This is a genomic window from Cupriavidus basilensis, from assembly GCF_000832305.1.
Taxonomy (GTDB): domain Bacteria; phylum Pseudomonadota; class Gammaproteobacteria; order Burkholderiales; family Burkholderiaceae; genus Cupriavidus; species Cupriavidus basilensis_F.
In genome coordinates, this window is sequence record NZ_CP010537.1 from 3,636,474 (window position 1) to 3,663,160 (window position 26,687).

General features: G+C 65.7%; 24 protein-coding genes. 6 read left to right on the forward strand and 18 right to left on the reverse strand.

Annotated elements, in window-relative coordinates; genetic code table 11:
• Window positions 1-66: 66 nt before the first annotated feature.
• A complete protein-coding gene (locus tag RR42_RS36470; RefSeq protein ID WP_043357205.1) occupies window positions 67-1,446 on the forward strand; it encodes a protoporphyrinogen/coproporphyrinogen oxidase in 1,380 nt (459 codons plus the stop codon).
• Window positions 1,447-1,461: 15 nt separating this feature from the next.
• Here the strand turns inward: RR42_RS36470 and RR42_RS36475 are convergent, their stop codons facing one another.
• The 9 genes from RR42_RS36475 to RR42_RS36515 all read right to left on the reverse strand — a co-directional run bounded on the left by RR42_RS36475 (window position 1,462) and on the right by RR42_RS36515 (window position 13,889).
• Entirely contained in the window at window positions 1,462-2,988 is a 1,527-nt protein-coding gene (locus RR42_RS36475) for a SpoVR family protein (RefSeq protein WP_043357207.1), read from the reverse strand.
• A 91-nt stretch (window positions 2,989-3,079) separates the two neighbouring features.
• Complete coding sequence (locus RR42_RS36480; protein ID WP_043357209.1) at window positions 3,080-4,357, reverse strand: YeaH/YhbH family protein; 1,278 nt, start codon at window positions 4,355-4,357, stop codon at window positions 3,080-3,082.
• A 37-nt stretch (window positions 4,358-4,394) separates the two neighbouring features.
• Window positions 4,395-6,317, reverse strand: coding sequence for a PrkA family serine protein kinase (locus RR42_RS36485; RefSeq protein WP_043357211.1), 1,923 nt, complete (start codon window positions 6,315-6,317; stop codon window positions 4,395-4,397).
• 432 nt (window positions 6,318-6,749) lie between these two features.
• Window positions 6,750-7,937: an acyl-CoA dehydrogenase family protein gene (locus tag RR42_RS36490; RefSeq protein ID WP_043357212.1), complete on the reverse strand. Its 1,188-nt coding sequence runs from the start codon at window positions 7,935-7,937 to the stop codon at window positions 6,750-6,752.
• Between the two features lie 91 nt (window positions 7,938-8,028).
• On the reverse strand, window positions 8,029-8,808 hold the full coding sequence (locus RR42_RS36495) for an enoyl-CoA hydratase/isomerase family protein (protein WP_043357214.1): 780 nt from the start codon (window positions 8,806-8,808) through the stop codon (window positions 8,029-8,031).
• A gap of 60 nt (window positions 8,809-8,868) precedes the next feature.
• The gene (locus RR42_RS36500) at window positions 8,869-9,855 is read right to left on the reverse strand and encodes a Bug family tripartite tricarboxylate transporter substrate binding protein (protein ID WP_043358569.1); all 987 of its coding nucleotides are present in this window, start codon (window positions 9,853-9,855) and stop codon (window positions 8,869-8,871) included.
• Between the two features lie 48 nt (window positions 9,856-9,903).
• On the reverse strand, window positions 9,904-11,646 hold the full coding sequence (locus RR42_RS36505; RefSeq protein ID WP_043357216.1) for a long-chain fatty acid--CoA ligase: 1,743 nt from the start codon (window positions 11,644-11,646) through the stop codon (window positions 9,904-9,906).
• A 190-nt stretch (window positions 11,647-11,836) separates the two neighbouring features.
• Entirely contained in the window at window positions 11,837-12,829 is a 993-nt protein-coding gene (locus RR42_RS36510; RefSeq protein WP_043357218.1) for a Bug family tripartite tricarboxylate transporter substrate binding protein, read from the reverse strand.
• A gap of 55 nt (window positions 12,830-12,884) precedes the next feature.
• On the reverse strand, window positions 12,885-13,889 hold the full coding sequence (locus RR42_RS36515; protein ID WP_043357219.1) for a Bug family tripartite tricarboxylate transporter substrate binding protein: 1,005 nt from the start codon (window positions 13,887-13,889) through the stop codon (window positions 12,885-12,887).
• A gap of 315 nt (window positions 13,890-14,204) precedes the next feature.
• Between RR42_RS36515 and RR42_RS36520 the strand changes: the two genes are divergently transcribed.
• Window positions 14,205-15,341: an AraC family transcriptional regulator gene (locus tag RR42_RS36520; RefSeq protein ID WP_043357220.1), complete on the forward strand. Its 1,137-nt coding sequence runs from the start codon at window positions 14,205-14,207 to the stop codon at window positions 15,339-15,341.
• Window positions 15,342-15,487: 146 nt separating this feature from the next.
• Here RR42_RS36520 and RR42_RS36525 read toward each other — a convergent pair whose 3' ends face one another.
• Entirely contained in the window at window positions 15,488-15,922 is a 435-nt protein-coding gene (locus tag RR42_RS36525; protein WP_043357221.1) for a universal stress protein, read from the reverse strand.
• A 36-nt stretch (window positions 15,923-15,958) separates the two neighbouring features.
• Window positions 15,959-16,177, reverse strand: coding sequence for a YdcH family protein (locus tag RR42_RS36530; RefSeq protein ID WP_043357222.1), 219 nt, complete (start codon window positions 16,175-16,177; stop codon window positions 15,959-15,961).
• A 277-nt stretch (window positions 16,178-16,454) separates the two neighbouring features.
• On the opposite strand from RR42_RS36530, the gene RR42_RS36535 reads away from it, so the two are divergent.
• Window positions 16,455-16,703 (forward strand): hypothetical protein, encoded by a 249-nt coding sequence (locus RR42_RS36535; RefSeq protein ID WP_043357223.1) that lies wholly within the window; start codon window positions 16,455-16,457, stop codon window positions 16,701-16,703.
• A gap of 84 nt (window positions 16,704-16,787) precedes the next feature.
• Here the strand turns inward: RR42_RS36535 and RR42_RS36540 are convergent, their stop codons facing one another.
• The 5 genes from RR42_RS36540 to RR42_RS36560 form a co-directional block, all read right to left on the reverse strand.
• Window positions 16,788-18,032, reverse strand: a complete 1,245-nt coding sequence (locus RR42_RS36540; protein ID WP_236702133.1) for a CaiB/BaiF CoA transferase family protein — start codon at window positions 18,030-18,032, stop codon at window positions 16,788-16,790.
• Window positions 18,029-18,892, reverse strand: coding sequence for a MaoC/PaaZ C-terminal domain-containing protein (locus RR42_RS36545; protein WP_043357226.1), 864 nt, complete (start codon window positions 18,890-18,892; stop codon window positions 18,029-18,031). Before RR42_RS36545 ends, RR42_RS36540 begins: the two co-directional genes overlap by 4 nt.
• Before the next feature lie 4 nt (window positions 18,893-18,896).
• Window positions 18,897-19,811: an SDR family NAD(P)-dependent oxidoreductase gene (locus RR42_RS36550; RefSeq protein WP_043357229.1), complete on the reverse strand. Its 915-nt coding sequence runs from the start codon at window positions 19,809-19,811 to the stop codon at window positions 18,897-18,899.
• An 88-nt stretch (window positions 19,812-19,899) separates the two neighbouring features.
• Window positions 19,900-20,901, reverse strand: a complete 1,002-nt coding sequence (locus tag RR42_RS36555; protein WP_043357230.1) for a tripartite tricarboxylate transporter substrate binding protein — start codon at window positions 20,899-20,901, stop codon at window positions 19,900-19,902.
• Between the two features lie 101 nt (window positions 20,902-21,002).
• Window positions 21,003-21,995, reverse strand: a complete 993-nt coding sequence (locus tag RR42_RS36560) for a Bug family tripartite tricarboxylate transporter substrate binding protein (RefSeq protein ID WP_043357231.1) — start codon at window positions 21,993-21,995, stop codon at window positions 21,003-21,005.
• A 193-nt stretch (window positions 21,996-22,188) separates the two neighbouring features.
• Between RR42_RS36560 and RR42_RS36565 the strand changes: the two genes are divergently transcribed.
• The 3 genes from RR42_RS36565 (at window position 22,189) to RR42_RS36575 (ending at window position 23,795) form a co-directional block, all read left to right on the forward strand.
• On the forward strand, window positions 22,189-23,091 hold the full coding sequence (locus RR42_RS36565) for a LysR family transcriptional regulator (protein ID WP_043357232.1): 903 nt from the start codon (window positions 22,189-22,191) through the stop codon (window positions 23,089-23,091).
• Window positions 23,092-23,193: 102 nt separating this feature from the next.
• Window positions 23,194-23,472 carry a type II toxin-antitoxin system Phd/YefM family antitoxin gene (locus RR42_RS36570; protein WP_043357233.1) on the forward strand — a complete coding sequence of 93 codons (279 nt, stop codon included), beginning with the start codon at window positions 23,194-23,196 and terminating at the stop codon, window positions 23,470-23,472.
• Window positions 23,469-23,795, forward strand: coding sequence for a type II toxin-antitoxin system RelE/ParE family toxin (locus tag RR42_RS36575; protein ID WP_043357234.1), 327 nt, complete (start codon window positions 23,469-23,471; stop codon window positions 23,793-23,795). The genes RR42_RS36570 and RR42_RS36575 overlap by 4 nt, the downstream gene beginning before the upstream one ends.
• Before the next feature lie 72 nt (window positions 23,796-23,867).
• Here the strand turns inward: RR42_RS36575 and RR42_RS36580 are convergent, their stop codons facing one another.
• Window positions 23,868-25,196: a TldD/PmbA family protein gene (locus RR42_RS36580; RefSeq protein ID WP_043357235.1), complete on the reverse strand. Its 1,329-nt coding sequence runs from the start codon at window positions 25,194-25,196 to the stop codon at window positions 23,868-23,870.
• Complete coding sequence (locus RR42_RS36585; protein WP_043357236.1) at window positions 25,196-26,629, reverse strand: TldD/PmbA family protein; 1,434 nt, start codon at window positions 26,627-26,629, stop codon at window positions 25,196-25,198. Before RR42_RS36585 ends, RR42_RS36580 begins: the two co-directional genes overlap by 1 nt.
• Window positions 26,630-26,687: the final 58 nt, after the last annotated feature.

The window sequence follows — 26,687 nt, forward strand, 5'->3', positions numbered from 1 at the left end:
TCACCCGTTTTGCCTGCTCCCCCCGTTCCTCCTGTTCCTCCTGTTCCTCCCGCATCGGCGCTGCCGGTGCATTCACCCGGCCCGCACCGCGCCCCCGATGTGATCGTGGCCGGCGCCGGCATTGCCGGGCTGTGCGCGGCCGATGCGCTCGCCCGCGCCGGCGCGCGGGTGCGCGTCTTCGAGGCCGACGGGGATGTCGGCGGCCGCATGCGCAGCGCAACCCTCGGGCCGCATGGCATCGAGTGCGGCGCACAATTCCTGTCGAGCGGCTACACGGTGCTGCCGGCGCTGGCGCGGCGGCTCGGCCTGGACGGCGGCCCGGACGGCGGACTGCAGGCCGCCAGCGACCTCAACGCGGTGGTACGCCAGGGCCGGCCGCGCCGCGTGCGCGCGCAGAGCCTGCTGGACCCGCTGCGCAGCGGCCTGCTCGGATTGCCGGCCTGGCTGGGCCTGGGACTGGCGCTGGGCCGCGAAGGCCGCGCGCTGCGCACGCTGCCGCTCGACGACCTTGGCCAATGGGCGCGCTACGATGCGGACACCGCCAGCGAATGGCTTGGCCAGCGCGGTTGCCGCGAGGCGCTCGCCTATGTCACGGAGCCGCTGCTGCAGGGGTTCTATTTCCTCACGCCCGAATCGTCCTCCGCCGCGCTCATGCTGCTGGCCAGCGGCTTCGGCTGGCGCCGCTGTGCCAACACTTCGCTGGCCGGCGGCATGCAAAGCCTGCCGCGCGCGCTGGCGCGCACATTGCCGGTGGAGACCGGGCGGCGGGTCGCCTCGATCCGCCAGCAGGACACGCGCGTGGTGGTGAGCGGCGCGGGCTTCGAAGCCACGGCCGACTACGTGGTGTGCGCCCTGCCGGCACCCTTTGCCCGGCAGGCCTGGACGGACGGGGATGCGCTGGAGCGCCGCCTGCTGGCGACGCCCTACAGCCGCACCATCAACCTGTCCTTGCTCACACGGCCGGGGTTTCATGTGCCGGCGGCTTTGGCGGGCGTCTACGGCGTATTGGTGCCGCGAGCCGAGCGCCGTTACGTGGCCGCGCTGGCGCTGGACGCTGGCAAGCACCCGCCGGCGCGTCCCGCCGCCGGACATGGGCAAATCGTCCAGGTCATGCTGGAAGACCGCGCCGCCGCGGACCGGCTGGGCGCGAGCGATGCGCAAATCCTCTCCGACGTGCTGCCCGAGGTCGAACATTACCTGCCGGGCATCTCGCGGCAATTGCAGGACTGCCTGGTCACGCGCTGGGCGCAGGCGATGCCCACGGTGCCGGTCGGCCGTGCCGCCGACGTGCTGGCGTACCGCAGCCGTGCGCCGGCATCGCGGCAACGGGTCTTCCTGGCGGGGGATTACGTGAATGCGCCCTTCACGGACGCTGCCGCGGCCACCGGCTTGTGGGCTGCGCAGGCCATCATGCGGGCGGTGTCATCCACCGCCCGCGCCGGCTGACGCCGCCATGCGCGCTCAAGCCGCCTTGCGATGCCGGCGTTCCGGCTTGCATTCGTACTTGGATTCGCGCCGGCCATCTTCATAGGCCACTTCCAGGCGCACCGTAAAGCCCCACAGCCGCGTGACGTGGCGGATCACCTCGTCAAAGTTCTGCGCCAGCGGGCGGCGGTCGTTCTGCAGGTGGCGCAAGGTCAGGGAGCGGTCTCCGCCCACATCCACATTGGTGATCTGGATGTTGGGCTCCATGTTCGACAGGTCGTACTGGTTGGCCAGCAACTGGCGGATGTTGCGGTAGCCCTCATCGTCATGGATGGCGGTCACGCGCAGTTTGCCTTCGCGATCATCGTCGAGCACGGAGAACAGCTTGAGCTCGCGGATCACGCGCGGCGACAGGAACTGCAGCAGGAAGCTCTCGTCCTTGAAGTTGCGCATGGCGAAGTCGAGCGTCTTGCGCCAATCGCTGCCGGCGAACTCCGGCGCCCAGCGGTAGTCTTCCTCAGTCGGGTTCTCGCACATGCGGCGCAGGTCCTGGAACATCAGGAAGCCCACGGTGTACGGGTTGAGGCCGCTGTAGTAGGGGCTGTTGTACGGCGGCTGGTAAATCACATTGGTGTGCGCCTGCAGCAGCTCCATCATGAAGGCGTCATTGACCAGGCCTTCTTCGTATAGCTGGTGCAGGATGGTGTAGTGCCAGAACGTGGCCCAGCCTTCGTTCATGACCTTGGTCTGGCGCTGCGGGTAGAAGTACTGCGCGATCTTGCGCACGATGCGCACGATCTCTCGCTGCCACGGCGCCAGCTTGGGTGCGTTCTTCTCGATGAAGTAGAGCAGGTTTTCCTGCGGCTCCGGCGGGAAGGCGGCGTCGCGCTCGAACCCTTCATCGTCTTCCAGCGCGTGTGCGCGGTGCTTGGGCAAGGTGCGCCACAGGTCGTTGACCTGCGTCTGCAGATAGTTCTCCCGCTCGGTCTGGCGCGCCTGCTCCTCGGCAATGGAGAGCTTCTTGGGCCGCTTGTAGCGGTCCACCCCGTAGTTCTGCAGCGCGTGGCAGGAATCGAGCAGCGCCTCGACTTCCTGCTCCCCATAGCGCTGCTCGCATTCGGCTACGTAGTTCTTGGCGAACAGCAGGTAGTCGATGATGGCATCGGCGTTGGTCCAGGTGCGGAACAGGTAGTTGCCCTTGAAGAAGGAGTTGTGGCCGTAGCAGGCGTGCGCGATGGTCAGCGCCTGCATGGGCATGGTGTTCTCCTCCATCAGGTACGCGATGCAGGGATTCGAATTGATGACGATCTCGTAGGCCAGGCCCATGTGCCCGCGCTGGTAGCTGCGCTCGGATGCGAGGAAATGCTTGCCGTACGACCAATGGCTGTAGCCCACCGGCAGGCCGGACGATGCATAGGCATCTAGCATCTGCTCCGCGGTAATGATCTCGACCTGGTTGGGATAGGTGTCCAGACCGAAGTCGCCGGCAATGCGTGCGATTTCGCGGTCATAACGCTGGATCAGCTCGAAGGTCCACTCGGAGCCGGTAGAGAGATATGCCATTTACGACCCCCGTTGCGGGTGAAGCTAGGGTTGCGCCGCTCTCCCGCATAGCGGGCGAGCGGAAAACACCTGCAAAAAAACCAGGCCGACCTCAGCGGCTGGATGGCCATGCCGCCTTCTTCTGGAACAGGTCATGCAGTACAGGGTAGATCTCGTCCGCCCCGATGATGCGCTGCATGGCGAAGTTCTCATGCCGGTCCTTGACCGCCAGATACTCTTCCCACAGGTTCTGCGGCTCCTCCGAGGCCACTTCCACATAGGCGTAGTACTGCACCAGCGGCAGGATGGACTCGCGCAGCAAGCGCCCGCACAACTCCGAATCGCCCGCCCAGTTGTCGCCGTCCGAGGCCTGGGCACAGTAGATATTCCACTGGCTGGCGGGATAGCGGTCGTGAATGACCTCGACCATCAGCTTGAGCGCGCTCGATACGACCGTACCACCGGATTCGCGCGAATGGAAGAAATCTTCCTCGTTCACTTCCTTCGCCACCGTGTGATGACGAATGAACACCACGTCGATGCGATCGTAGTTGCGCTTGAGAAAGAGGTACAAGAGCATGAAAAAGCGCTTGGCGAGATCCTTGCGGCTCTCATCCATGGACCCGGACACATCCATCAGGCAGAACATCACCGCCTGTGCCTGCGGGCGCTTTTTCAGCACGCGGTTGTTGTAGCGCAGGTCGAGCTTTTCGATAAAGGGCACGCGCTCCACGCAGGCGCGCAGGTGACGCATTTCCTTCATCAGCTCCAGCGCCCGTGCCGAGTAAGGCCCGTCCTGCTCCAGCACCTCGCCATACTCCTGCTCCAGCACCGCGAGCTTTTTCTGGTAAGGACTGGACAAGGCAATGCGCCGCCCGAGCGAGCTTCGCATCGTGCGCAGGATGGACAGGTTGGACGGGGTGCCGTCGATCGAGAAGCCAGCCCGGACCTTGCGGACCTCGGCGATCTTGGCAAGGTGGCGCTTGGCCATGTCCGGCAGCGCCATGTCCTCGAAGAAGAAATTGAGGAAATCCTCGCGCGACAGGCTGAAGACGAAATCGTCCTCGCCTTCACCCGAATCGCTCGCCTTGGAGCCGCCTCCACCGCCGCCTTGCTGCTGGCGGTCGAAGCTGTCCCCCCGGACGAATTTCTTGTTGCCCGGGTGGATCCACTCCCGCCGGCCGCCCTGGCCGTGGTGAAAGGCGGGCTCGGAGATGTCCTTGACCGGAATGGACACCTGCCCGCTTTGCTCGATGTCCATGATCTTCCGGCCGGACACCGCCTTCGCTACCGCCTGGCGTATCTGTTCGCGGTAGCGTTTGATGAAGCGTTGCTGGTTGACGGCACTCTTGTTGCCGCCGTTCTCGCGCCGATCGATGACCGTGGCCATATGCTTGCCCTCGTCTAGAGGCCTCGTTCAGGCGCCGTTACGATGATTTTCTTACGCGCAAATACCACTCCACAAGTAAGCGGACCTGCTTCGCGGTGTATCCCTTCTCAACCATGCGGTTGACAAAGTTCGCGTGCTTGTCCTGATCCTCGCGAGAGGATTTGGCGTTGAACGAGATCACGGGCAACAGGTCTTCGGTGGTGGAGAACATGCGCTTCTCAATCACCATGCGCAACTTCTCGTAGCTGGTCCACGCGGGGTTCTTGCCCGCGTTGTTGGCCCGCGCGCGCAGCACGAAGTTGACGATCTCGTTGCGGAAGTCCTTGGGGTTGGATATCCCCGCGGGCTTCTCGACTTTCTCAAGCTCGTCGTTCAACGCGTTGCGATCGAGAATCTCGCCGGTATTCGGGTCGCGATATTCCTGGTCCTGGATCCACAGGTCGGCAAACACCACGTAGCGATCGAAGATGTTCTGGCCGTATTCGGAATACGACTCCAGGTAAGCGGTCTGGATCTCCTTGCCGATGAACTCCACGAACGGTGCGGTCAGATACTCCTTGATGTACGACCGCAGCTTGGCTTCCTGCTCCGGCGGGAACTGCTCGCGCTCGATCTGTTGCTCGAGCACATAGAGCAGGTGCACCGGATTGGCGGCTACCTCGGTATTGTCGAAGTTGAAGACCTTGGACAAGACCTTGAAGGCGAAGCGCGTGGACAAGCCGTTCATGCCTTCGTCGATGCCGGCGTAATCGCGGTACTCCTGGTACGACTTGGCCTTGGGGTCGACATCCTTCAGGCTCTCGCCGTCATAGACCCGCATCTTGGAGAAGATGTTTGAATTCTCCGGCTCCTTGATGCGGGTGAGCACGGCGAACTGCCCCATCATCTTCAAGGTGTTGGGCGCGCACGGCGCGGCCGATAGCGAACTGCTGCGCAACAGCTTGTCGTAGATCTTCACCTCCTCAGACACACGCAGGCAGTATGGCACCTTGACGATGTAGATCCGGTCGAGGAAAGCCTCGTTGTTCTTGTCGGCCTTGAAGGTTGTCCACTCGGCTTCGTTCGAGTGCGCCAGGATGACCCCGTCGAAGGGGATCGCGCCGAAGCCTTCAGTGCCCTTGTAGTTGCCCTCCTGGGTGGCGGTCAGCAACGGGTGCAGGACCTTGATCGGCGCCTTGAACATTTCCACGAACTCAAGCAGCCCGCGGTTGGCCAGGCACAGCCCGCCGGAGTACGAGTAGGCATCCGGGTCGTCCTGCGGGAAATCCTCCAGCTTGCGGATATCGACCTTGCCCACCAGCGACGAAATGTCCTGGTTATTCTCGTCGCCCGGCTCCGTCTTGGAGATCGCAATCTGCGACAGCACCGAAGGACGCAGCTTGACCACGCGGAAGCGCGTGATGTCGCCATTGAACTCGTGCAGGCGCTTGACCGCCCAGGGCGAGGCAATGGTGTTGAGATAGCGCACCGGGATGCCGTAGTCCTCTTCCAGGATCTTGCCGTCTTCCTCGGGTGCGAACAGCCCGAGCGGAGATTCATGGATGGGTGAGCCCTTCAATGCGTAGATGGGAACCTGCTCCATCAGCGCCTTGAGTTTTTCCGCCAGCGAGGACTTGCCGCCTCCGGGGGGCCCGAGCAGGTAGAGGATCTGCTTGCGCTCCTCGAGTCCCTGCGCGGCGTGCTTGAAGAAGGCGACGATCTGCTCGATCGTGTCTTCCATGCCGTAGAACTCGCGGAAGGCCGGATAAATCCTGATGACCTTGTTGAAGAACAGGCGGGACAGCCGAGGGTCGTGGTGGGTGTCCACCAGTTCCGGCTGACCAATGGCGGCGAGCATGCGCTCGGCCGCGGTCGCATAGGCCGAAGGATCCTTCTTGCAGATATCCAGATACTCCTGGATGCTGTATTCCTCTTCCTTGCGAGCTTCGAAGCGTGTGGCGTAGTGGCCGAAAATGTCCATACCTCACTCCCGTCAGAGTCCCGTCCGAGGCGAAGGTAGATCTACTACAACCTAAGATCTCGCGGCAGCCTTTGCGGCTCCGCCACCCCGGCTTGGCGGTGCTGCCATGTTGCGAAATCTTTACTTCATCATAGTCAAATAACGGCGAAGGCTGAGAGTCGGTTGACGAACTTTTCAACTGCGTTTGCAACGGCGCAACGGATCAGCTCGGCTCACCGTACCAACACTCCAGGCCCCACTCGCGACGGGCATTTGAACCATGTCTTGTGACACACATTACACCTTTCCGTTATTCCGTGCACAGCTGCTTTTGTAACGGGAAACGCCCTCTTCCCCTCGCAACCCGCGCGGCGCGGGGCTTTGCGGCCGGCCTACTTCCAACGCACTACGACGTTGGCATGAGCGGCCAATCGCATGGCCCCGCGCACGACGTCACAGCGTGCGTGCCACCAGCTCCTTCATGATCTCGTTGGAGCCGCCATAGATCTTGCTGACCCGCGCGTTCGCGTACATGCGCGCGATCGGGTATTCGAGCATATAGCCGTACCCGCCATGCAGCTGCAGGCATTCGTCGATGATTTCGCAGTTCTTCTGCGAGCACCACCACTTGGCCATGGCCGCGGTGGGCGCATCGAGTTCGCCCTTCAGCAAGCGCACCATGCAATCATCGACGAACGTGGCGGCGATGGTTGCCTCGGTCTTGCACTCCGCCAGCTTGAAGCGCGTGTTCTGCATATCGATCAGCGGTTTTCCAAACACCTGCCGCTCGCGCACGTAATCGGTGGTGAGCTCGATCGCACGCTGCATGCTCGCTACCGCACCAAGCGCGATGATCATGCGCTCCTGCGGCAGTTGCTGCATCAGTTGATAGAAACCCTTGCCCTCCTCGTCGCCCAGCAGGTTCTCCACCGGCACGCACACGTCGTCGAAGAACAACTCGGCGGTGTCCTGGCCTTTCTGCCCGATTTTTTCCAGAATGCGGCCGCGCCTGAAGCCGGGCTGGTCCCGGGTCTCGACCATGATGAGCGAGACCCCTTTCGTGCCGGCATCGGGATCGGTCTTGGCCACCACGCAAACGAGATCGGCATGGTAGCCATTGGTGATGAAGGTTTTTGCACCGTTGATGCGATAGATGTCTCCGTTCTGGGTCTTCTCACGCACCGCTCGGGTGCGTACCGACTTGAGATCCGAGCCTGCGCCGGGCTCCGACATGGCGATGGCGGCCACCATGGCGCCTGAAGCCATCTGCGGAAGCCAATTGCGCTTCTGTGCCTCGATACCGTAGTTGAGCAAGTAATGGGCCACGATGCCGCTGTGCACGCCATTGCCCAGGCTGGTGGCGATGGCGCGTGCCATTTCGTTACAGATCACAGCCTCGTGGGCAAAGTTCCCGCCGCCGCCGCCGTACTCCTCGGGAATGCTGGCGCACAGCAGGCCAACCTCGCCGGCGCGGTTCCAGACTTCGCGGTCGATGTAGCCGCGCTCGGCCCAGCGCGCCTCGTTCGGCACCAGCTCGCGCTCCACGAAGCGGCGTACGGTGTCCTGGAACATGACCAGGTCTTCGCTCATCCAGGACACCCTGCGGGCGGCCATCGCCATGTTCTTGTCGGAATTTCCCATGTCGTTCTCCTTGATGGTTGCCGGTGATGCCGGCGATGCCTGTGTTGCGTTGCAGCATCACGCGCTTGTTCTTGTATGGTTGTGTGGTTGTTCAGTCGGGCCAGCGATAGCGCGGCGGCTGCTTTTCCAGGAAGCGCGTGGCGGCCTCCTGGCGGTACGCGGTGGCGAAAGCGATACCCTGGCCGTCCGCCTCCATCTCCAGCATGCTGTGCAGGTCCTGGTTCAGCGAGGCATTGAGCGCCTTCTTGGTCAGCGCAACCGCCACCGGCGAGGCCTCGGTGAAGGCCGAGGCAAGCGCCAGCGCGCGCGCCTGCAGCGCCTCGGGCGGCACGATTTCCATCACGATGCCTTGCTCCAGCGCCGCCGCGGCGCTCAGTTCACGCATCGAGAACATCAGCGTCTTGGCGCGCTGCAGGCCGATCATGCGCGGCAGCGTGTAGAACACCCCGCAATCCGGGACCAGGCCCAGGCGCAGGAAAGGCAGGCCAAAGCGCGCGCGCGGCGTGGCCAGGATGATGTCGGCCACGAGAGCCAGACTGAAGCCGGCGCCATAGGCCGCGCCGTCTACCGCCGCGATCACGGGACGGTCGAGGTGGATCAGGTCTTCCAGCCACGGATGGATGGCCGCCAGGCGCTGGCGGCCCTGCTCAGCGCTGATTTCGCCCTGCATCGAGCTGATGTCGCCGCCGGAACAGAAATCCGAGCCCGCGCCGGTGAGGATCAGCGCGCGCACGCTGGTGTCCTGGCGCAACTGGTGCACGACCTCGCCGATCTCGCGGCGCATGGTGCCGTTCAGGGCGTTCTTGCGCTTCGGGAAGTCGAGCGTGAGGGTGGCAACGCCGTCGGCGACGGCGTAGCGGATGGTCTCCATGGCGAACTCCTCTGGGTTGCCTCGGTGAATAAATGGCGTAGCCGTCATAAGATCTGCGCCTCAGTCGAGCTGGATGTTGGCGTCGCGGACGATGCGTGCCCACTTGGGCGTGTCGGTCGCGATCACCGCGGCCAGTTCCTCCGGGGACGAGCCCACCGGCTGCAGCCCCATCGCCACCAGCTTTTGCGAGATGTCCGGGAGCCGCACGATGCGGGCGATCTCGGTGGAGAGCCGAATAACCACGTCGTGCGGCGTATTGGCGGGCAGGAACATCGAGAACCAGCCGCTCGGCTCAAACCCGGTGTAGCCCGCCTGCGCGAAAGTCGGTACCGACGGAATCGATTTGTAGCGCTGGGTGCCCGTGATGGCGAGGATCTTGAACTTGCCGCTATTTAGATAGCTGTTGGCCGAGGTCACGTCGACAAAGGCCGAATCCACCTGCCCGCCCAGCACGTCGCTCATCAGCGGCGCGGCGCCTTTGTAAGGAATGTGTGCAAGGTCCATGTGCGCCTGCATCTTGAGCAGCTCGCCATGCAGATGCGAGGAGGTGCCGTTGCCATAGGAGCCGTAGCTGAGCTTGCCGGCCTTGGCCAGGGCCACGAACTCGGCGAGCGTGGTCGCCGGCACCCGGTTGGGCACCACGAACAGGTCGGAGGACCTGGCCAGTAGTGAAACCGGCGCGAAGTCGCGGGCCACGTCGTACGGGATGCGCTTGTACAGGCTGGGCGACTGGATCATGGCGGTGATGCCGAGCAGCATCGCGTAGCCGTCGGGCGGCGCCTTGGCCACGATGTCGTTGCCGAGCATGCCGCTGGCGCCGGGCTTGTTGTCCACCACCACCGGCTGGCCCCAGGCCTCGGTCAGGCGCTGGCCGATCATGCGCGCGATGGTATCGGTGCCGCCGCCGGCGGGATACGGCACCACCATGCGGATGGGGCGTGCCGGATAGGTGCCCTGCGCCTGAGCGGGCCACTGCCATGCGCCCAGCAACCCACCACCGCCCAGCGCGGCCGCCTGGCCCAGCCAGTTTCGTCTCGATGTCTTCATGATGTCTCCCATCGTTCTCGTTGTTCTCGCTGTTCTCGCTGTTCTTGTTCAGGCCACGCTGCCAGCAGCGGCCGGTTGATCCCCGCCTTGGTCCTGCTCCAGCTCCTGCAATGCCCGCCACTGGATCTTGCCGGTGGCCGATTTGGGCAAGGCATCGACAAAGCTGACAATGCGCGGCACCTTGTAAGCCGCCAGCCGCTCGCGGCACCACGCCATGATCTGCTCGGCGCTGGCCTCGGGCGTGCCGCGCGCCCCCGGCTTGAGCGCCACCACGGCCTTGACGGTCTCGCCGCGGCGCGCGTCGCGCGCGGCGATCACGCAGGCTTCGTGGATGGCGGGATGCCCGTAGAGCAGGTTCTCCACCTCCGCCGGCCAGACCTTGAAGCCGGACGCGTTGATCATGCGTTTGAGCCGGTCGCGCATGAAGAAATAGCCTTCCTCGTCCATGAAGCCGAGGTCGCCGGTGCGCAGGAAGCGCTTGCCATCGATCTCGATGAACGATTCCGCGTCGGCCTGCGGGTTGCGCCAGTAGCCGCGCATCACCTGCGCGCCATGGGTCACGATCTCGCCCAGCTCGCCCTGCGGCAGCTCGGCCAGCGTGTGCGGGTCGATCACGCGCGCGTCCACGCCGAACGTGGCGATGCCCAGGCATTCGCGCTTGGGCCGGTGGCGCGGATTGGACAGCAGGAAGGCGGCGGTCTCGGTCAGGCCGTACGCCTCGACGTAAGGCAGGCCAAAGCGCTCCTGCAGCATGGTGGCCACGGCGTCCGGCATGGCGGCCCCGCCGCCGCCCAGGTAGGCAAGGCTGGAGAGGTTGCGCTCGCCGATGCCCGGCTGCGCGAAGAAATCCACCAGCATGGCGGGCGGCGCGGCCCAGGTGGAAACCTGGTAGCGCTCGATCAGGTCTGCTGCTGCCGCGCGATCCCAGCGCGGCAGCAGCACGATGGTGGCGCCCAGGTAAAGCGGCGCGTGGATGCCGTTCTGCATGCCCAGCAGATGGAACATCGGCGCGACCGACAAGCACACGCTCTGCGGGCTGGCGCTGCGCCACAGCTGCGAGCCCACCGCCGCGCTCATCAGCGTGCCGTGCGTATGCATGCAGCCCTTGGGATGGCCAGTGGTGCCCGAGGTGTAGGCCAGCATGCACAGCGTGTCGTATCCGGCCTCATGCGCGCGCGGGGCATGGCCCGCGGCGTCGGCCTGCGTCCAGGTCGCCAGCGTGGCGCCTGCGGGTGCGCCGGCGGGCAGCGGGGCGCGCTCGCAAAGCCAGGCGGGCACGCCGCCGGTGCCGCCAGCCGGCTCGAGCATGTCCCCGTACTGATGCACGATGACATGCGCCAGGCTGGCGCCATGCAGCGGCGCGATCTGCGGATAAAGCTCCGCCGCGACGAAAGCCGCCACCGCGCCGCTGTCCGCGGCCACGTGTTCGAGCTCCCCGGTCAGCCACATCGGGTTGGCTGGCACGACCACCGCCTCGGCACGCAGGATGGCGTAGTAGGCCACGATGAACTGCGGGCAGTTCTGGCTGAACAGCACCACGCGGTCGCCCGGCGCCACGCCGCATGCCTGCTGCAGGTAGCCGGCCATGCGCTCGATCTGCGCATGCAGGCCGGCGTAGGAGATGGCCGTATGGAAATACTGGATCGCGGTCTTGTCCGGATAGCGCCGGGCGGCGACCTCGACGTTGTAGGCCAGGCTGGTGCGCGGCACGCACACCTCGGCGGGCATGCCCGCAGGCCAGTGGGGAGAACGGTAGGCCGGGGCGTGGGTAGCAGAAGCAGCTTGATTCATAAAAAACACAAAGTGGGAAAATTGCAGGCCGCCACCAGCCCCGCGCGCATCAAGGCGGCGTGCATCGGGACGGCGTTAGAGGCTGTTTCAAAATGAAGCGAAGCGGTTCTGGCTAGGCGCGCGGCCGCAGACAGTACAAGTGGTACGGCAAGGCCGCGCAACGACGCCAGAATCATTTTGAAATGGCCTCTTAGTCAAGGCGGATGTTGCGGGTGCGGATGACCTTGCCCCAGCGCGCGTAATCGCTGCGCATGGTCTCGGCGAAGGCATCGGGCGTGCTGCCGGCAAGCACCACGCCCATGTCGTTCATGCGCGCGCGCACGGCTGGCATGGCCAGCACGCGGTTGACGTCCGCGGAGAACTTCTCTACCACCGGGCGCGGCGCGGCGGCCGGCAGCAACAGCCCGAACCAGCCCATCGAATCCATGCCCGCGATGCCAGACTCGCGAAAGGTCGGCACGTCTGGCAATTGCGGCGCACGCGCGGGGCCGGTCACCGCCAGCGCGCGCAGGCGGCCGGTTGCCATGTGCGGGCGCGCGCCCATCACCGAGATGATCGCCGCGGGGATCTGCCCGCCGAGCAGGTCGTTCAGCTCCGGCGCCTCGCCCTTGTACGACACGTGGGTCATGTCCAGCCCCGCCGCTTCGTTGAACACTTCGCAGTAGAGATGACCGCTTGAGCCGGTGCCGTAGGAGCCATAGTTGAACTGCCTTGGCCTGGACCTCACCAGCGCGATGAATTCGGCCAGCGTCGTGGCGGGCACCGAGTTGTGCACCGCGAACACCAGGCTGGTGGTGCCAAGGTTGGACACCGGGGCGAAATCGCGCACCGGGTCGAACGGCGCCTTGGCATAGAGGCTGGGGGCCTGGACCAGCGTGGTGATGGTAAGCAGCGCGGTATGGCCGTCGGCATCGGCCTTGGCCACGGCGTCGGCGCCGATCATGCCGCTGGCGCCCGGGCGGTTTTCCACCAAGATGGGGCGCTGCCACATCTTGCCGAGCGGCTCGGCAATCGCGCGTGCCAGCACATCGGTGGCGCCGCCCGCGGGGTAGGGCACCACCAGCCGCACGGGCTTGGCCGGGAAGGCGGCGGCGCGCGCCGGGCTCAGCCCCAGGCCCAGGCCGCCGGCGGCGAGGGCGCCGGCTCCGATCTGCTGCAATGCCTTGCGGCGCGTGTGCTGCATCGCTGCTCCTGAATCGGCCCGAACGGGCACGAGAGAGTTGGGAAATGCTGCAGGCTCAGTCGAGCCGGATATTGAGTTTGCGGATCACGCCGTTCCAGTAAGCCTGGTCGGCGCGCGCCACCTCGGCGAACTCCATCGGCCGGGTGCCTTTGACGATCACGCCAAGGTCGGTCATGCGCTGCCGGATATCTGGCGTGGCCAGGATGGCGTTCACGTCGGCCGAAACCTTGTCCACGATCGGCCGCGGCGTGCCGGCCGGGGCAAACAGGCCGAACCAGCCAGGCCCGTCCAGGCCGCTGTAGCCCAGCTCCTGGAAGGTCGGCACCTCAGGCAGCATGGGCGCCCGGGTGTTGCCCACCACCGCCAGCGCACGCAGGCGGCCGGTGCGCACATGCGGCTTGATGCCCATCACGGAGATGGTGCCCACCGACACCTGGCCGCCCAGCAAGTCGTTGAGCAGCGGCGCCTCGCCTTTGTAGGGGACGTGGATCATGTCCAGCCCGGCGGCGCCGGTAAACACTTCCATATAGAGGTGTGCGCCGCTGCCGGTGCCGTAGGTGCCGTAGGAATACCCTTTCGGTTTGCCCTTTGCCATTTGCACCACCTCGGCGAGGCTGCCCGGCATGGACGAACTGGCGGCCACCACGAGGTGCGAAGTCGCCAGTTCCGACAGCGCGACCAGGTCGCGCATCGGGTCGAAAGGCGGCTTTGCATACTGGCTGGGCACCTGCACCACGCTGGTCAGCGTGAGCAGCAAGGTGTAGCCATCCGCAGGCGCCTTGGCCACCGCATCGGCACCGATCATGCCGCTGGCGCCCGGGCGGTTTTCCACCACCACCGTGCGCTGCCACTGCTGGCCAAGCGGCGCCGCAATGGCGCGGGCGAGCACGTCGGTGGCGCCGCCCGCCGGATACGGCACCACCAGCCGCACCGGCTTGGCGGGGTATCCGGTGGGCACGGCGCCTTGCGCGAGCGCGCTGGCGATGCCGGAGATGCTGCCGCCAGCGGCCAACGAGGCCGCGCCAAGCCGTAACAGGGTCCTGCGACGTCCTATCTGCATCCTGCTTCTCCCCTCGTGAACCGCCACGCCGCGCCCCGCGGATGCGCAGGCCGGCAAGGGATGAGATTGCGCGATGGTGCACTGCGTGGACAATGACCTTTCGGCCCAAAATGATTGGCCGAATCGTTCAGGGAAAAGCCTGCCTTTGGTAAATCCGGATTGTGCCGGGGTGCAGCATCGGGTTCACTGGCGCACAGAACCGGCACAGACCCGGCAGTGGTCCGGCAAGCCCGCCCGTTGCGCTGCACTGCAGCGAGACGCAGCCCAGGGTGGATCCGGACCGGGACCACGGAGTCCGTTGAGAACGAGGAGACAATGCAAATCGCCGCACTCAGGGCATCCGCGCCGCCATCGATGACGGTGCCGCTCAGTTCCCTCCCGCCAGGCGCGCCGGGCGCCGATGTCGCCCAGCCGCCCACGCGCCACACCATTTCCGTGCTGCAGCTGCACCAGATCGTGCAAGGCGCACGCCGCCTTGGCTGCGACATCGACGCCCTGCTGCGCCGCGCCGCCATTTCGCCCGCGTTGCTGCAGTCGCCCAACGCGCGCGTGAGCGAGGACCAGTTTGCCGCGCTGATGCGCTCGATGCGGCGCGTCACGCGCGATGAGTTCTGGGGCTTGCTTAGCCGGCCGGTGGCGCCGGGGGTGTTCGCCCAGGCCTGCCATGCGTTGATCCACTGCGCCACGCTGGAAGACGCCATGCGCGCCGGGTTGAACCTATATCGCCTGCACCTGGTCGATTTCGTGCCTCGGCTGCAACAGCGCGACGGCCGCGCCACCCTGCTCCTGCTGCCGCGCGCGCCCGCCACGGCGTGCCGCCAGTACGCGCAATCCACTTTCGCCTTCCAGGCTTACGGGGTGGCCAACTGGCTGGTGGCGCAGCGCATTCCCCTCGCTGGCGTCGACCTGGCCGCGCGCGCGCCGGAACCAGCGCGCGGGCCAGCGCGGCTCACCGACACCGAACGGGTCTTCAACACCCAGGTCCGCTATGGCCAGCCGCACACTGCCCTGCACTTCGACGCGAGCTGGCTGCGCCTGCCCGTGGTCCAGGACGCCAGCAGCCTGCAAGCCTTCCTGAACGACACGCCGCGCAACCTGCTCACCCGCTACCGCGACGACTCTTGCCTCGCCGAGCGCATCCGGCGTCATCTGCGCTGCCACCTCGACGACGAACTGCCCTCACTGGAACAAATGGCCGGGGCCCTGCGCCTGACGCCGCAAACCCTGCGCCGCCGCCTGCGCGACGAAGGCCGCGGCTACCAGAGCATCAAGGACAGCCTGCGCCGCGACGCGGCCATCGCCTTGCTGGAACACACGGACCTTGCACTGCAGCAGGTGGCGCTGCGCGTGGGGTTTTCAGAACCCAGCACATTCCATCGCGCGTTCAAGAAATGGACGGGAGTGGCGCCCGGGGAGTACCGGCAGCGGCAGATGATGGAGTCCGCGGCCTGAGTGCCTGGACGCGGCGGACGAAGCGGAAGTTGAAGACCCCGTCGAGTCGCCGGTGAGCGCTCGGGTCGGCGGGATCCGTGTGACGCAGGGAGATTGCGCCGCTACCGCGGCGCAACAAATCACGAATCAAAAATCCCCTGGCATGCTCAGCGAAACACCACCACAGGAATATCGCTATGCGTCAGCACCTTCTGGGTCTCGCTGCCCAGCAGCAGGCCGCTGATGCCGCGCCGCCCGTGCGACGCCATGAAGATCACGTCGCAGCCGAGTTCCTTCGCCATGCCGATGATGCCGCGATAAGGCGCCGCCGCGGTGGACGTGGCTCCCATGCACGGCACGCCGGCCAGCGCCGCGGCCGCCTCCACCTTCGCCAGTTCCTCGCGCGCCGCCGCTTCGATGCGATGCTCGAAGACCGATTTCTTCTCGTGGCCCGCGTCGCTGGACATCAGGAACGGATACTCCTCAAGGCACATGTACGGAGTCAGCTTGGCGCCGGTCGTCCGCGCGAACTCGATGGCTGCCGGGAATGCCTTGCTCGAGAGTTCCGAGCCGTCGATGGGGAGCAGGATGTGTTTGAACATGGGATGGCCTTTCGATTGGCGGATTTGAAATTGGCTTCAGGAAGCCGAGACCTTGCGCAGGATGACGTAGAGCTGGTCCTTCAGGAGCAGCTTTTCCTTCTTGAGGATCTCGATGGCGGTGCCATCTGCGGGAACCGTGCCCGCCTCCATGTTCTTGATCTCATGGTCCAGTTCGTTGTGGCGGGTGAACAGCCGCGCAAAGTGGGCGTCCTGGGTCTTGAGGATGGATATCTGATCGCGGAATTCAGGAAACATGGGCCTCACCTTGGGTTGGGTTGAAAGGCTGGGGAGTTCAAGGACATTGTGCCGGTAAGCAGGCACGCGAGACTTGATATGGATCATGTCCGGTAGGCTCGGAACCCAGCAGGGGCATCGCTTGTTCGATCTGAAAAAAAGAAACCAGCCTCGAACCATGAGCAGAAAGATGCACGCGACTCCACGGGAGATTGCAAGTTGTCGGAAATAACCAATAGTGCGGAGGTGCCTTGCCTTTTTTTATACCGAGCTTTCACCCCAAGGCCGACAAGGAAATGTGCTCAGTGTCGTCCTGATCTGGCGCCCCGCCGCGCGCATGACCCGGCGCCTCAAGGGCGCAATGATCGCCAAGGGCATCCCGAATGACCTCGGGGTCGTCTCCGACAAAGCGCGATACCAGCGCAAGGCGTTTGTAGCCGCCGCACTGTCGTGGGAGCCACGAGACAGCCAGCAGCTGATTTGCGGGCTGCTGCTGGCTATCGCGGTCTCGGCGGTCAAGATAGGCCTGATGCTGTTCGGGTCCTGACGGCTGGCTGGCGTGAGCGCGGCCAAGGCGGTACGCGTAGCCCCGGTTACTGCATGAGCGTAACGCATACCGCCGGCACCAGCCTCAGATCACCCCTTGTTCGCGCAGCGCCTCGATCCGCCCTGCCGATATCCCCAGCACCTCGCCCAGCACCGATTCGGTGTGCTCCCCCAACCGCGGCGGCGCCGCGTCGTAGCGCACCGGCGTGGCCGAAAGCCGCAGCGGGCTCTTCACCGTGGGACAAACCCCGCCATCGCTGCGCACCATATCCACCTGCAGTTCACGGTACCTGACCTGCGGGTCTTCGAGCACCTGGGCGTAGTCATTGATGGGCCCACAAGGAATGCCCTCGCGCTCCAGCGCCTGCACCCAATGCGCGGTCGTGCCCGTGCGCATATGGGCCTCCAGCAGCGGCACCAGCACATCGCGATTGACGATGCGGCCGGTGCCGGTGGTGAAGCGTTCGTCCGTGGCAAGGTCCGGACGCGCCACGCCCCGGCAGTACCCTTGCCATTGCCCGTCGTTGCCTGCGGCCACGATCATGTAGCCGTCCGCCGTGGCAAAGACGTGGTACGGCACCATATTGGCGTGGGCATTGCCAAAGCGCTGGGGCGTCTTGCCGGTGACCTTCTGCGCGAGGATAGGCGTGGCGCCCACCGCTACCACCGCATCGAGCAGCGCCATGTCGATGCACTGGCCTTCGCCGGTACGCTCGGCATGGCGCAGCGCCGCCAGCACAGCGACGGTGGCGTACATGCCGGTGAGCATGTCGACCACGGCCACGCCGACCTTCTGCGGGCCGCCGCCGGGCAGGTCATCGCGTTCGCCGGTGATGCTCATCAGCCCGCCGATGCCCTGGAAGATGAAGTCGTAGCCAGGCTTGTGCGCGCTCGGGCCTTCCTGGCCGTAGCCGGTGATGGAGCAGTAGACCAGCGCGGGGTTGATGGCCTTGAGGCTGTCGTAGTCAAGCCCGTAGCGCTTCAGGTCTCCAACCTTGTAGTTCTCCAGCACGATCTGCGATTTCGCCGCCAGATCACGCACGATGGCCTGGCCTTGCGGGCTGGCGATATCCAGCGTGACCGAGCGCTTGCCACGGTTGGCGCCGGCGTAGTAGGTGGCATCGCGGGAAGGATTGCCTGCGCCGTCGGGCAGCCACGGCGGGCCCCAGGAGCGGGTGTCGTCGCCCACGCCGGGACGCTCCACCTTGATGACCTCGGCGCCGAGGTCGGCCAGGTTTTGCGCGCACCACGGGCCGGCCAGGATGCGCGAAAGGTCCAGCACGCGTACGCCGTCGAGCGCGCTCTTCATGGTTGTTGCCGTTGTTGTCATGTACGGAACTCCGCTACGCCGTTGCTGAGCACGGTCACGTCGCGCGCGGGCACGCGGGCGTCGAACAGCACGCGGGCGCCACCTTCGCGCCACATGCGCACTTCGAGGGTTTCGCCGGGAAATACCGGGCGGGAAAAACGCACATTGAGTTCGAGCAGCTGATCGCCATCGCCGTTGGCAAAGGTATCGACCAGCGCACGCGCCGCCACGCCATAGGTGCACAGGCCGTGCAGGATGGGCGCGTCGAAGCCCGCCGCGCGCGCCACCTCCGGATCGGCATGCAGCGGATTGGGGTCGGCATTGAGGCGGTACAACAACGCGGCCTGCGGCATGATCGCCAGGCTGCGAACCGCGTCCGGCGCGCGGGCCGGCGCCGCCAGCAGTGCTTCGGGCGCGGTATCGCCCTGGCCAAAGCCGCCATCGGCGCGGCAGAAGGTGGTGTGGTTCACGGTGGCCAGTTCGGCACCGGTGGCCGCGTCCACCAGCGTGCGCTCCACGATCACGAGCGCGCCCTTGTCGGCCCCCTTGTCGATGACATGGGTCACCCGCGCACGCGCACGCACGGTGCCGGACACCGGCAGCGGACGGTGCAGGCGCAGTCGCTGCTCGCCGTGGACGATGCGCACCCAGTCGATGCCGCTCGCCGGGTCCTGCATCCAGAAGCCGGGATAGGCCAGCACCACGGCCTGCGTGGGAAAGGCCTTGAGTTGCGCTTCATAGACGTAGCGCAGCTGGCGCGGATCGGTGGGCTGCTCGCCCAGGCCAAGACCCAGCGCGTAGAGGATGGAATCCTTCTCGCCGTAGGTCTGCGTGACCTGCGGAAAGTCCCAGTTCTTGATGCGGTTGTAGTCGAGCGGCATGGCGTCAGATCGGGTCCCAGCTGATCACGTCGGGCGAGCGCTCGAGCTTGAAGAAGCTGTTGCGCATGGCGGGGATGGCGATCTCGGCAATGGATTCCGGCGTCCAGCCTTCGCTCATGTGGACCGAGCGCACCGGGCGCGGCTGGCTCATCAGCATGATCTCGTTGGCGCGCACGGCAAAAATCTGCGCGTTGACTTCATGCGCGGCATCGCTGGCGAGGAAGGCGGCCATCGGCGCGACCTTGTTGGCTTCCATCTTTTGCAACTTGGCGACGCGCGCCTTTTCTTCCGGGGTCTCGGAGGGGATGGAGCTGGTCATGCGGCTCCAGGCGAACGGCGCGATGCAGTTCGAGCGCACGTTGAAGCGGGCCATGTCCAGGGCGATCGACTTCGACAGCGCGGCAATGCCAAGCTTGGCAGCCGAGTAGTTGGCCTGGCCCAGGTTGCCGATCAGGCCGGAGGTGGAGGTCATGTGCACGTAGGCGCCGCTCTCCTGGTCCTTGAAGTGGTTGGCGGCGGCGCGGCTGACAAAGAACGTGCCGTTGAGGTGGACGTCGATCACCGAGCGCCATTCCTCCTCGTTCATCTTGAAGAACATGCGGTCGCGCAGGTTGCCGGCGTTGTTGACCACGGCATCGATGCGGCCGAAGTTGTCGATCGCGCATTGCACGATCGCATTGGCGCCCTGCCAGCTCGATACGCTGTCGGTGTTGGCTACCGCGATGCCGCCGGCGGCGACGATCTCGTCGACTACGCGCTGCGCGGGGCCGGCATCGCCGCCTTCGCCGGTGAGCGATACGCCGATGTCGTTGACCACCACCTTGGCGCCGGCCTTGGCCAGTTCCAGCGCTACGCCGCGCCCGATGCCGCCACCCGCGCCGGTCACCAGCGCTACCTTGCCTGCCATCACTCCACTCATGTTCATACTCCTGTCTACACGTTTGCTTGCTCGGCGGCCTGGCACGCGCCAGGCCGGATATGGGTTGATCTCTTTTGGTTGAGACCTCTTATTCCAGGCGTGCGCCCGAGTCCTTCACGACCTTGCTCCAGCGCGTGATCTCGGCATCGATATGCGCGCCCAGCGCCGCCGGCGTGGAACCCACCGGCTCATAGCCGTTGGATGCCAGGTTCGCGCGCAGCTCGGGCTGGGTCAACACAGCCGCGATTTCCTTGCTAAGCCGCTCGACAATGGCGCTCGGCGTGCCAGCCGGCGCCAGCACCGCGTACCAGCCATTGATGTCGAAGCCGGGAACGCCGGCCTCGGACAGCGTGGGCACGTCCGGCGCCAGCGTGGCGCGCCTGGCGCTGGTCACGGCGAGCGCCTTGAGCCGGCCGCTGCGGATATGCGGCATCGAGGTGGAAATGCTGTCGAAGGTCAGCTGCACCTCGCCGGCCAGCATGGCGTTGACCACCTGCGCGCTGCCCTTGTACGGCACGTGGGTCATCTTGACGCCGGCCAGGCTGTCGAACAGCTCGCCGGCCAGGTGGCCCGTGTTGCCATTGCCCGCTGAGGCAAAAGTGAGCTGCCCCGGCGCGGCCTTGGCCGCGGCGATCAGCTCAGGCACGGTCCTGGCCTTCAGCGAGGGGCTGCCGGCCAGGATCAGCGGCAGGTTGGCCACCAGCGACACCGGCGCGAAATCCTTGCGGGTGTCATACGGCAGCTTGGGATAGAGGCTGGCATTGATGGCGTGCGCGGCCAGCACCATGATCAGCGTGTTGCCGTCCGGCCTGGCGCGCGCAAGCTGCTGCGAGGCAATGGTGCCGCCGGCGCCCGGCCGGTAGTCGAGCACCACGGGCTGGCCCAGCCGCTCCTGCAGCTTGGCCGCCACGGGGCGCGCCAGCAGGTCGGCGCTGCCGCCCGGCGGATAGGGAATCAGCAACTGGATCGGCTTGTTGGGCCAGGTTTCGGCCAGCGCCGAAGCGCTCGCGCCCAGCAGCCCCACCGCGAGCGGGGCGATCAGCACGGCCTGTAGCCATGACCTGCGGTGGCGCGCTTTCAGTGCTTGCATGCCTTGCCCTCTCGTTGTGTCGTGGTGTGGTGGTGTGGTGGTGTGGTGGTGTGGTGGTGTGGTGGTGTGGTGGTGTCGCGTGCCGTGCCGCGGGCCCGCCCTCATTGCTGTGGAATGCCGGTGTCCTTCACCACCTTGGCCCAGCGCACGCGCTCCGCGTCGATGAACCTGGCGAAATGCTCGGGCGTGTCGCCGCCCGGCACGCCGCCGAGATCGGCCAGGCGCGTCTTCACTTCAGGCTCGGCCAGGATGCCGGCCACCGTCTTTTGCAGGCGCGAGACCACCGCGGCCGGCGTGCCCGCCGGCGCCACCAGGCCGAACCATGCGGTCACCTGGAAGTCGTCGAGCCCGGCTTCCTTCATGGTGGGCACGTCGGGCAACTCGGCCACGCGCGTGGCGCTGGTCACCGCCAGCGCGCGCAGCTTGCCGGACTGGATATGCGGCAGCGAGCTGGGCAGGTTGTCCACCATCATCGTCACCTGCCCGGCGACCAGGTCGGCCACGGCCGGCGCGGCACCCTTGTAGGGCACATGGATGATGTCGATGCCGGTGCGCTTCTTGAACAGCTCGCCGGACAGGTGCACCGATTGCCCGGTCCCCGACGAGGCAAACGAGAGCTTGCCCGGCTGGGACCTGGCCAGCGCGACCAGTTCCGCCACATTGCGGGCAGGCACCTTGGCGTTGACCACCAGCACATTGGGCACCGAGACCACCATGGTGATCGGCGCGAAGTCCTCGGCACGGTAGGGAAGTTGCTTGTACAGGCCGTAGTTGATGGCATTGGGGCCGATATTGCCCATCATCAGCGTGTAGCCGTCCGGCGCGGCCTGGCGCAGTGCCTGCACGCCAACGATGCCGGCCGCGCCGGCACGGTTTTCCACCACCACGGGCTGGCCCAGCAGCTCGGAGAGGCGCTTGCCGACCAGCCGCGAGGCGATATCGGTGGTGCCTCCCGCCGCCGCGGGCACGATCAGGCGCACCGGCTTGTCCGGATAGCCGGCTGCGGCGGCGCCGCCCACGGTGGCCAAGGTAGCCACGCCCAGCATGGTGGCCACGCCCGCCAGCCTGCTTGCGCTGTAGCGCCGAACTGTCATGTGTCGTCCTCCTGGGTGGCTGCGCGGCGGCTCGGGTTTCGCGCCGCCTTTGCGCAAGGTAAGCCGGTAACCGCCCGCGCAATACGGACGAGCCCGCCTTTATGGTTCTCTTGCCATGCCGAATACGATAAATTGACGGCGGGGACATTGCTATTCACGATTGACAAAAGAGGCCTTTGGCCCAGCGAAACACATGCATTACGACCTGACCGACCTGCGCCTGTTCCTCAACGTCGGCGAGACCGAAAACCTGACCCGCGCCGCCGAGCGCAGCTTCCTCTCCCTGCCCGCCGCCAGCACCCGCATCAAGCAACTGGAAGAGGCCTTCCAGACCCAGTTGCTGATCCGCCAGGTCAAGGGCGTGCGCCTGACGCCCGCCGGCGACGCCCTCTTGCGCCACGCGCGCGAAGTGTTCCGCGAACTGGAGTGCCTGCACTCCGACCTGCGCCCTTACGCCAAAGGCGTCAAAGGACGCGTGCGCCTGCTGGCCAACACGACCGCCACCAATTCCTTCCTCGCCACCGCGCTGTCGCGCTTCCTGGCGGAGAACCCGGATGTGGATATCGAGCTGGAGGAACAACTCTCGCAGGCCATCGTCTCGGCCATCAGCGCCGGCGCCGCGGATCTTGGCATCGTCGCTGGCGAGGTCGCCACCAATGACCTGGAGGTCATGCAGCTCTGCAGCGACGAACTGATCGTGATCGCGCCGGTCAACCACCCGCTGCCGCAATTCACCAGCCTGCACTTTGCCGACCTGCTGGATACCTGTCGCTTCGTGGGCCTGAACCAGTTCAGCGCCATCCAGTCCTTCCTGGACCGCATCGCCAGCGGCATGGGCAAGCGCATCAGCCTGCGCATCCAGCTGGGCAGCTTCGACGCCGTGTGCCGGATGGTGGAGGCAGGCGCGGGCATTGCCATCGTGCCCAATAGCTGCGCGCGGCGTTATGCCAGCCGCAAGGTGCTGCGGTTTATTCCGCTCGAGGATGAATGGGCCAAGCGCGATCTACGCCTGGTGCGCCGGCCGGGGCGGGAGTTGCCGCAGTTTGCCGAGACGCTGATCCAGTATCTGACGGATGCGGCGCGGGAACCGGTTTGAGCGCGAATCCCGGCCAGGCTGCGGGTGGTCATTCCGCGAAATGGACGCCAGACCGAATTCGGTCTATATTCGGTTTTTCGGTAACTCTCGAAAGACCGCCCCGTGAAACTCTCGAACATCAAGCCGATCAGCTTTCTGAAAAGCGATGCGGCCCGTATCGTCACGGAGCTCAGCGAGACGCGCGAGCCTTTGATCATTACCCAGAATGGCGAGGCCAAACTCGTCGTGCAAGACATTGCCAGCTATGAAGCGCAGCGACAGACCATCGCGCTATTGAAGATCCTGGCGCTCGGCGAGAAAGAGATCGCGCAGGGCAAGGTGACAATGGCGGCAGACGTCTTTGCTGAACTGGATCAGCTGGATAAAAAAGACGGCGCATGAAGGTGGTCTTTCTTGAATCCGCCAAGCAAGACTTGATCGACCTCAGGCGCTATCTGGTCAGATTCAAACCCGAGGGAACCTGGCTGGCCGTCAAGAAGCAGATTCAGGAGAAGGTGGCGCACATTGCCGAGTTTCCTGCATCCGGTACTCGCCCCGACGAGCTGGCAGGCTTCGCGGATGGCTTCAGGCAACATCTGACACATCAGCAGCGAATCATCTACAGGGTCGCCCCCGACACCGACACCGTCTATATCCACATCATTTGCGGGCAAGTCCAGGACTTCGAGGAATTCCTGAGCCAGCGCCTTACCAGGCCATGGTGACTCAGCCCTTTTTGCGTTCGGGAATGCAGTTTGGGCAACGCTGAGGAGCCAGTGCGCCAGCGCCTCATTGGCTCAGAGCGTCAACGTTAGTTTTCCGGTCAGCGCACCTGGCAACAGCGCCGAATCGGTCTGCCGCTCGCCATAGGTATTGCTCGACACCCGCAACTGCCGCTCGCTGGTCAGCGCCTCAAGGTGCTCGCCCAGGAAGCTATAGATGCTATCGTCAAAGCGCATCGTGCCAAGCGGCGCCTGGATGCGGCCATCTTCCACCCAGAAGGTGGCGAAGCGCGTCATGCCGGTCATGCGGGCTGCTGGCGCATCGGACCAGTTGAGATACCAGAGGTTACCTATATAGAGGCCCGTGCCGAGCGCCGCGAGCACGTCGTCCTGCGCAAGCTTGCCAGCCGCCATGGCAAGGGACTGTGGCGCCTCACCGGCACTGGCGGAATTGGCCGCGAGATCGTACTCGCGCGCACTGCGGGGGTAGACCAGGCGGCCCGCAGGCAGCCCCGCCTGCACGAGCGTCACGTCGCTGCGTGGAATGCCTTCCGGGCCGAAGGCCGGAGCCAGCGTGCCGCTTGCGCGTTCGTCCAGGTCAAGCAAGTGGCTAAGCCGGGCGCCGCCATCGTACAGCCGCTGCAGCGGGCTTTCCTTCTGCGCCAGCGCACGGGCCGAGAAGCCGCCCCAGGAACACATGCCGAGCACTTCGTCGAGGGCGGCGGGGGCCAGGTAGGCCCGGTAGTCGCCGGGCGGCAGCACGCGCTGCGGCTTGCCCAGGTGCTCCAGTTGCCGGCGCGCCTGGGCAAAGCGGCTGGCGAACTCGGCAGCGTCCCAGCGCGAGCCCGCGTAGTCGGCCTTCACGGCCTGGCCGCTCTCGTGAAACAGGCTCCAGTCGAAATGGAAGCCCTGCGCGGCATGCCAGCCGAAAGCGCCGAAGCTGCTGGCGAAGCCACGGTAGAGCGGGCCGGCGGCATAAATGCCGACCAGGTCGAGCCCATGCGCGGCCTCTTCTATCTGCGCGAGCACTTCGGCGGTGTCCGGCGGTGCGGCCGCATCGGCCAGCGTGCGCTGCCAGGGCGCGCGCTCCAGCATCAGGTAGGGGTCCGGCTGCAACTGGCCGATAGCCTCGCGCAACTGCAGCAGGCCGTCGGCGAGGCGCTGCTGATCGGTTGCGGGATCGCCCGACAGCGCGAGGCCGATATTGGCGTGGCGCTCGTCGCGGATCAGCTGGAGCCGGGCCGTGGCCTGCCGCACCTGTCCGGCCTGGCGCACCCTCGCGCGGTTGAAGCGGATGAACTCGGACGCCTCCGCGCTGTACCACAGCGTGAAGGCTTCGCCCTCTCCCAGCGCCTTGCGCACATCCTCGGCCAGCGCCGCAAACAACGACTGCGCATCCGTCATCACGCGGCACCTCCAAAGACTTCCACTTGCTTGAACACGCAGGCCGGCGAAGCGTGGCCGACGCGCACCACCTGGTTGGGCTCGCCCTTGCCGCAGTAAGGCGTGCCGTGCACCTCGAAGGTACTGGCATCGCCAACGGCGGCCAGGCTGCGCCAGAAATTCGCGGAAACGCCGCGATAGTTCGGGTTCTTGACCACGCCCCTGAGCTCGCCGTCCTCGATCAGGCGCCCCCATTCGCAGCCGAACTGGAATTTGTTGCGCGCATCGTCGATGGACCACGAACGATTGGACGACATCAGGATGCCGCGTTCGATGCCGCCGACAAGTTGCGCCATGGTGCGGTCGCCCGGCTCCAGGTTGAGGTTGGCCATGCGATCGATGGGCGGGCGGTTCCAGTTGCAGGCCCGGCTGTTTGCCACCCCCGGCAGCCCGCTGCGCCATTGCGACAGCGCGCCGCCCAGCGGGCGCAGCAGCAGGCCATCCCGGATCAGGAATGCCTTCTGCGCGGGCTGGCCTTCGTCATCGTGGCCGTAGCTGGCCAGTTCCTCGGGGATGCCCGGGTCGAAGCTGATATTGAGCAGGTCCGAGCCGTACTGGTAGCGGCCGAAGTCCTCCAGCCCGATAAAGCTGGTGCCCGCGTAATTGCGCTCATCGCCGAGGATGCGATCCAGTTCCAGCGGATGGCCGATGGATTCGTGGATCTGCAGCATCATCTGGTCCGGCATCAGCAACAAGTCGGTCGGGCCGCTCGGCGCATTGGGCGCCAGCAGCAACTGCAAGGCTTCGTCCGCCACCCGCGATGCGGCGCCAGCGAAACCGAGCCGCGCGATGACCTCCGCCCCGCCCTGCTGGCCGCTGCCGAAGCCGCCGAAGCTGCGGGTCTGGCTGTCGCTGCCGTCGAAGGCGGTCACGCTGATGCCGGGATAGACGAAGCGCAGCGCCTGCCATTGCTCGGCGCCTGCGCTATTCAGGTAGAGCTGCTCATGGCGCTGGTGATCGAGATAAACCAGCCAGTTCACCAGCCGCGGATCGGCGGGCACGCTGGCGGACACCGCCGCCAGCAAGGCGAAGCGCTCGGCCAGCCCGGGAAACGCGCCATGCAAGCCAGGGGATTCGTAGCGGGCCTGGCCTTGCGGCGGCTCCAGCCCACGCAGGTCGACCAGGCCACGCCCGGCGATCCGCCGGGCGAGTGCCTCGGCGCTGTCGAGCGCGCGCTGCAAGCCGGCCACGCTGAGATCGCTGGTGGCGGCGTAGGCCTCCACGCCATCCAGGCGCACGCTGAGCATGGCGCCCATGTCCTGCATGAAGGACGGCGGCTCGGCGACGCCGCGCCGCATCATGCAGTGCTCGCCGGTCTGGCGCACGAGGCGCAGCGAGTGAATCCCGGCGCGGGTGGTTAGCGCGGCGAAGTGCTGTCTGGCGCGATCGAACAAAGAGGCCTCCCGGATCCGTAGTGAAAGAGCCAGCGCTGGCGCGATCAGCTTCAGCCGA

Bases quoted from the DNA above. Each gene is read 5' to 3' on its own strand.
- RR42_RS36480 (WP_043357209.1), bottom strand. From the start codon at position 4,357: ATGGCCACGGTCATCGATCGGCGCGAGAACGGCGGCAACAAGAGTGCC.
- RR42_RS36525 (WP_043357221.1), bottom strand. From the start codon at position 15,922: ATGTTCAAACACATCCTGCTCCCCATCGACGGCTCGGAACTCTCGAGC.
- RR42_RS36490 (WP_043357212.1), bottom strand. From the start codon at position 7,937: ATGGGAAATTCCGACAAGAACATGGCGATGGCCGCCCGCAGGGTGTCC.
- RR42_RS36515 (WP_043357219.1), bottom strand. From the start codon at position 13,889: ATGCAGATAGGACGTCGCAGGACCCTGTTACGGCTTGGCGCGGCCTCG.
- RR42_RS36575 (WP_043357234.1), top strand. From the start codon at position 23,469: ATGAAGGTGGTCTTTCTTGAATCCGCCAAGCAAGACTTGATCGACCTC.
- RR42_RS36555 (WP_043357230.1), bottom strand. From the start codon at position 20,901: ATGCAAGCACTGAAAGCGCGCCACCGCAGGTCATGGCTACAGGCCGTG.
- RR42_RS36560 (WP_043357231.1), bottom strand. From the start codon at position 21,995: ATGACAGTTCGGCGCTACAGCGCAAGCAGGCTGGCGGGCGTGGCCACC.
- RR42_RS36530 (WP_043357222.1), bottom strand. From the start codon at position 16,177: ATGTTTCCTGAATTCCGCGATCAGATATCCATCCTCAAGACCCAGGAC.
- RR42_RS36580 (WP_043357235.1), bottom strand. From the start codon at position 25,196: ATGACGGATGCGCAGTCGTTGTTTGCGGCGCTGGCCGAGGATGTGCGC.
- RR42_RS36495 (WP_043357214.1), bottom strand. From the start codon at position 8,808: ATGGAGACCATCCGCTACGCCGTCGCCGACGGCGTTGCCACCCTCACG.
- RR42_RS36565 (WP_043357232.1), top strand. From the start codon at position 22,189: ATGCATTACGACCTGACCGACCTGCGCCTGTTCCTCAACGTCGGCGAG.
- RR42_RS36505 (WP_043357216.1), bottom strand. From the start codon at position 11,646: ATGAATCAAGCTGCTTCTGCTACCCACGCCCCGGCCTACCGTTCTCCC.
- RR42_RS36500 (WP_043358569.1), bottom strand. From the start codon at position 9,855: ATGAAGACATCGAGACGAAACTGGCTGGGCCAGGCGGCCGCGCTGGGC.
- RR42_RS36540 (WP_236702133.1), bottom strand. From the start codon at position 18,032: ATGACAACAACGGCAACAACCATGAAGAGCGCGCTCGACGGCGTACGC.
- RR42_RS36520 (WP_043357220.1), top strand. From the start codon at position 14,205: ATGCAAATCGCCGCACTCAGGGCATCCGCGCCGCCATCGATGACGGTG.
- RR42_RS36550 (WP_043357229.1), bottom strand. From the start codon at position 19,811: ATGAGTGGAGTGATGGCAGGCAAGGTAGCGCTGGTGACCGGCGCGGGT.
- RR42_RS36485 (WP_043357211.1), bottom strand. From the start codon at position 6,317: ATGGACATTTTCGGCCACTACGCCACACGCTTCGAAGCTCGCAAGGAA.
- RR42_RS36545 (WP_043357226.1), bottom strand. From the start codon at position 18,892: ATGCCGCTCGACTACAACCGCATCAAGAACTGGGACTTTCCGCAGGTC.
- RR42_RS36510 (WP_043357218.1), bottom strand. From the start codon at position 12,829: ATGCAGCACACGCGCCGCAAGGCATTGCAGCAGATCGGAGCCGGCGCC.
- RR42_RS36475 (WP_043357207.1), bottom strand. From the start codon at position 2,988: ATGGCATATCTCTCTACCGGCTCCGAGTGGACCTTCGAGCTGATCCAG.